This window comes from Streptomyces bohaiensis (genome assembly GCF_012033785.1).
GTDB classification, from domain to species: domain Bacteria; phylum Actinomycetota; class Actinomycetes; order Streptomycetales; family Streptomycetaceae; genus Streptomyces; species Streptomyces bohaiensis.
The window spans coordinates 1-4,979 of the sequence record NZ_JAAVJC010000321.1 but is presented as its reverse complement, the minus strand read 5'-3'; the positions used below and the strand labels follow the sequence as shown (position 1 = coordinate 4,979).

Below are 4,979 nucleotides of genomic sequence, written 5' to 3'. Positions count from 1 at the left end.
CCCGCCGTGCCGTTCCCCGTCCCGCCGGCGCCCTCGTCGGCGCCCGGAGCACCCGGAGCGCAGGGAGGGGCGGCGGGGCCCCCCGATGACGCCTCCCCCGCGGCCGGCGGGCGACCCGACACCCCGGCGCCGGGCGGGTCCGGGGACTCCGGAGGGTTCGCTCTTCCCGGGTAGGGGTGCGGGCGCACCCGCGGGGGCCCGCACCGCTGCGCCCGTCAGCCCTCGACGGCGGGCAGCGGCAGGGTGTCGTACGCGGACGGCGGACCGTCGAGCTCCTCCAGCGTGACGCCCGGGGCGGCGAGCACCACGTCCCCGGTGAGGTGGACCGCCGCGCTCTCCCCCGTCGCGAGGTCGTCCACCCGGTAGCCGTGCACGGCGAGTGTTCCGGCGTCGGGGTGGTGGTGGTCCTCGCTCGACGTCAGCGACCACGCCTGGTCCACCGTCCGGGGCGCGAGCACGGGATCGGTCAGCGCGACCAGCCGGACGCGCGCCGCCGCGCCGGGGCCCGGGCGCAGCAGCCGGGCGAGGGCGACCAGGAACGCCGGGGAGGTGCCGGTGAAGGCCCGTGCCGGGGCGTGGCCCTCGCGGGCGTGCTCCCCGGTGGGATCGGTCCGCACCCAGCGGATCCCGTCGAGTGCGGCGCCTCGTACCTGCCAGTCCCCGGCGGCGGCCTCCACCCGGAGGGGACGTCCGAGGTCGTCGAGGGCCAGGTCGAGTCGGCCGGCGGGGGCTCCGTCCGGCGTGGTGCGGTGGGCGACGTACCGCCAGCCGGTGGGTCCGGGGGCGCACCGGAACCGCTCCTCGCAGAGCACGGTGCCGTCGTGGGGGTCGTGGAGGGTGTAGCGGCCGCTGGGCATGGGCGCCACCGTACCGACCGGGGCCGGGGCGGCCGGCGGCGGACGCGGAACGGCCCGCCCCGGTCGGGGCGGGCCGTCGGCTGCGCGGTGCCCGCCGGTGCGGCGGGCCGGGGCTCAGTACCGGTAGTGGTCCGGCTTGTAGGGCCCCTCGACGTTGATGCCGAGGTAGGCGGCCTGCTCCTCGGTGAGGGTGGTGAGCTTGGCGCCCAGCGCGTCGAGGTGGAGGCGCGCGACCTTCTCGTCGAGGTGCTTGGGGAGCACGTAGACGCCGGTGGGGTACTCCTCGGTCTTCGTGAACAGCTCGATCTGCGCGATCGTCTGGTTGGCGAAGGAGTTGGACATCACGAACGACGGGTGGCCGGTCGCGTTGCCCAGGTTGAGGAGGCGGCCCTCGGAGAGCACGATCAGCTTCTTCCCCGTCGGGAAGGTCCAGGTGTGCACCTGGGGCTTGACCTCGTCGCGGACGACGTCCGGCAGCTGGGCGAGGCCGGCCATGTCGATCTCGTTGTCGAAGTGGCCGATGTTGCCGATGATCGCCTGGTGCTTCATCCGCGCCATGTCGGGGGCGAGGATGACGTCCTTGTTGCCGGTGGTGGTGATGAAGATGTCGGCGGTCTCGACCACGTCGTCCAGGGTGGCGACCTGGTAGCCGTCCATCGCGGCCTGGAGGGCGCAGATGGGGTCGATCTCGGTGACGATGACGCGGGCGCCCTGGCCGCGCAGCGACTCGGCGCAGCCCTTGCCGACGTCGCCGTAACCGCAGACGACGGCGGTCTTGCCGCCGATGAGCACGTCGGTGGCGCGGTTGATGCCGTCGATCAGCGAGTGGCGGCACCCGTACTTGTTGTCGAACTTCGACTTGGTGACGGCGTCGTTGACGTTGATGGCGGGGAAGAGCAGGGACCCGTCCCGGAACATCTCGTACAGCCGGTGGACACCCGTGGTGGTCTCCTCCGTGACGCCGCGGATCTCCGAGGCGGCCTGCGTCCACTTGCCGGGCGTCTCGGCCAGGGTGCGGGTCAGCAGCTCCAGGATGACGCGGTGCTCGTCGTTGTCGGCGGTCTCCGGCGAGGGGACCTCGCCCGCCTTCTCGTACTCGACGCCCTTGTGGAGCAGCACCGTGGCGTCACCGCCGTCGTCGAGGATCATGTTCGGGCCGCCGGTGGGGGTGTCGCCCCAGGTGAGAGCCTGCTCGGTGCACCACCAGTACTCCTCCAGCGTCTCGCCCTTCCAGGCGAAGACGGGGATGCCGGCGGCGGCGATGGCCGCGGCGGCGTGGTCCTGGGTGGAGAAGATGTTGCAGGAGGCCCAGCGGACCCGGGCGCCCAGCGCCACGAGGGTCTCGATGAGAACGGCGGTCTGCACGGTCATGTGCAGCGACCCGGTGATGCGGGCGCCCGCGAGCGGCTGCTGCTCGGCGTACTCGGCGCGGATGGCCATGAGGCCGGGCATCTCGTGCTCGGCGAGGGCGATCTCCTTGCGGCCGAACTCCGCCAGGGCGATGTCCGCGATCTTGAAGTCCTGGAAGTCCTGCGGGATGGCGCTCGTCATGAGCGGCTGCTCCTCTGCTGTGTCGGAAGTGGGCAGGACGCGGCGGGCCGCCGCCCGGCGGCCGACCGCGCAGTCCGTCGGAGGGCCTTCTTTCCCCTCGGCCGGGGCGGCCTCACCGGCCGTCCGGCTGCCATCAGCAGCGACATCGCACGTCGTTCCCGAGGCTAACAGCCGCCCCCGAGGCCGCGCCATGACGCCGGGCGGGACGAGCCGGGCGGCGCTTCGCCCGGGCGCGTCCGCGGGGCCGGTCAGAGGCCGACCGTGGCGCGGAAGAGGGTCCCCTCGCCCGCGCAGGCCGGCGCGGGCGCGGTGGCGGCGACGAACACGGCCTGGCCTGGGGTGAGTTCGATGACGGCGCCGTCGGGTGCGGTGAGGGAGACGCGTCCCTCGGTGCAGAGCAGGATCTGCGGCCGCCCGGCGGGCGGCGCCACCGGCTCGTCGGACGCGGAGAGCCGTCGGCGCGAGAGCCGGAACTCGGTCACCGGGGCCGGGTAGTGCTCCTCCCCGTCGGCGTCCGGGACGGGACGCAGCACGCCGGGGTCGCCGCCGGTGAACCGGACGATCCGCAGCAGCTCGGGGACGTCGACGTGCTTGGGGGTGAGGCCGCAGCGCAGCACGTTGTCGGAGCCGGCCATGATCTCGACCCCCAGACCGCCGAGGTACGCGTGGGGGACGCCGGCGTCGAGGTACAGCGCCTCGCCGGGGGCGAGGCGCACGTGGTTGAGCAGCAGCGCGGCGATGACGCCGTTGTCCTCGGGCCAGCGGTGAGCGAGCCGGGCGTACGCGGCGCACGCCTCGGCGAACTCGCCGCCGGCGGCCGCGAGTCGCTCCGCCGCCCGGGCGACCTGCTCGACGGTGGCGGCGGGGTCGGGGGCCGTCGGGGCGGTGCCGGTCGCGTCCCGGCCGGCGGTGAGGACGGCGGTGAAGACCTCCCGGAGCGCGCTGCCGTCGCGGTCCGCGCGGAGGGCGGCGGCGTGGCCCGCCAGCGCCGGTACGCCGAGCTCGTCGAGCAGGCGGGCGGTCCGGTCCGGTCGACGGAATCCGCAGAGCCCCTCGAAGGGGGTGAGGGCGCAGATCAGTTCGGGCTTGTGCTGGTCGTCCTTGTAGGTGCGGTGCGGGGCGTCCAGCGGGACGCCCCGCGCCTCCTCGGCGGCGTGTCCGGCGGCGGCCTGCGCGAGGTCCGGGTGCACCTGGAGGGAGAGCGGGGCGTCGGCGGCGAGCAGCTTCAGCAGGAACGGCAGGCGCGGGCCGAAGGCGGCGTGCACGTCCGTGCCGAGCTCCGCGTCGGGGTCGGCTGCGATCAGCTCGGCGAGACTGACCGGTCCGTTGCCGCGGTCGAGGCGGGAGGGGGCGCCGGGGTGGGCGCCCAGCCACATCTCCGCCTGGGGCTCACCGGTCGGCTCGACGCCCAGCAGCCGCGGGATGGCCGTGGTGGAGCCCCAGGCGTACGGGCGCACGGTGTTGTCGAGTCGTTCCATGGGGGTGGTTGCTCCAGTGCGGTCGCGGTCTCGGCCGGTGCGCCGCGGACCGGTCGGCGGTTCCGGCGACGGGCCGCGGGAACGCGGCCGAGGTCATGATCGGGCAGTCGCGGTGAGCGTCAGGTAAACGGCGGTGAAATCGAGCTGGGCGAGGAGCTCACCGGTGGTCTCCAGCGGGTGGCCGCCCTCGGCGGCGGTGAGTTCGCCGAAGGCGACGCCGTGCCGGCGCGCCAGGTCGCGGGCGGCCGCGGCGGCGCGCGGCGGGAGGTCGGCACCGGGCGGCACGTCGGCCGGTGCCGGGCTGTCGAGGAGGATCACGCGGGGGTGCAGTTCCGGTTCGTCCTCGGCGCGGTCGCGGAAGAAGTCGTCCGGGTCGCCGCCGGAGCGCCGTGCGGTGAGCAGCGCCGCGTGCTCGGTCAGCGCCCGGGGCAGCGGGGCGGCGAGGGCGGGGACGCCGGGCAGCGCGTGCAGCAGCCGCGCGGCGTGGTCGGCGACGGCGGTGGCGAGGTCGCCCTCGCTCCACAGCAGTGGCAGCGCGCCCTCGCAGCCGACGGCGAGGGTCTTGGCGGGGTTGTCCCGCGTCGGGACGACCGGCCCGCACCGCTCGGCCGTGGCGTCGAGCCGGTCGGCGAGCGCGTCGAGGGCGGCGCCGTCCGCCTCGCAGACCCCCAGGCGGTCGCCGAGCATCAGCGTGGCGGTGAGGAGCGGCCAGTGGCCGCCGGGGGCGGCGGGGTGGTCGGCCGGCTCCAGGTGTTCCGCGGTGGTGGCGCGCAGCGCGGGCATACGGCGGCGGGCGGTGGCCTCGGCCAGCGGGGAGCCGCCGGGGGCGACCGAGGCGAGGGCGCAGCCCCGCCGGTGCGCCTGGTCCAGCAGCTCGACCAGACCGCTCTCGGAGCCGTCGGCGGAGGTGAGGACCACGACGTCGAGGGGACCGGCCCAGCGGGGCAGCTGCCAGCGCAGCAACCCGGGGTCGGCGGCGGGCCCGGTGGCGGTCAGCTGCACGACGCGCACGGCGCCGTCGCCGAGCGCCGCCAGCACGGCGGCCGCCAGCGGGACGTCCGGGCCGGGACCGGCGACCAGGACGGTCGCGGGG

Annotated in this window: 4 protein-coding genes; all 4 read right to left on the bottom strand. The window is 75.7% G+C overall.

The window, feature by feature from the left end:
* Nucleotides 1-215: 215 nt before the first annotated feature.
* A complete protein-coding gene (locus HCN52_RS21790) occupies nt 216-857 on the bottom strand; it encodes a hypothetical protein (RefSeq protein ID WP_168090152.1) in 642 nt (213 codons plus the stop codon).
* A 114-nt stretch (nt 858-971) separates the two neighbouring features.
* Entirely contained in the window at nt 972-2,408 is a 1,437-nt protein-coding gene (gene ahcY, locus HCN52_RS21785) for an adenosylhomocysteinase (protein ID WP_168090151.1), read from the bottom strand.
* 248 nt (nt 2,409-2,656) lie between these two features.
* Nucleotides 2,657-3,886: a mannose-6-phosphate isomerase, class I gene (gene manA, locus HCN52_RS21780; RefSeq protein WP_168090150.1), complete on the bottom strand. Its 1,230-nt coding sequence runs from the start codon at nt 3,884-3,886 to the stop codon at nt 2,657-2,659.
* A 93-nt stretch (nt 3,887-3,979) separates the two neighbouring features.
* A partial coding sequence (locus HCN52_RS21775; RefSeq protein ID WP_168090149.1) for an SIS domain-containing protein occupies nt 3,980-4,979 on the bottom strand: 1,000 nt, incomplete at its 5' end.

Excerpts from the sequence above, each read along its gene's own strand:
- HCN52_RS21790 (WP_168090152.1), bottom strand. The coding sequence starts at position 857 with ATGCCCAGCGGCCGCTACACCCTCCACGACCCCCACGACGGCACCGTG.
- ahcY (WP_168090151.1), bottom strand. The coding sequence starts at position 2,408 with ATGACGAGCGCCATCCCGCAGGACTTCCAGGACTTCAAGATCGCGGAC.
- manA (WP_168090150.1), bottom strand. The coding sequence starts at position 3,886 with ATGGAACGACTCGACAACACCGTGCGCCCGTACGCCTGGGGCTCCACC.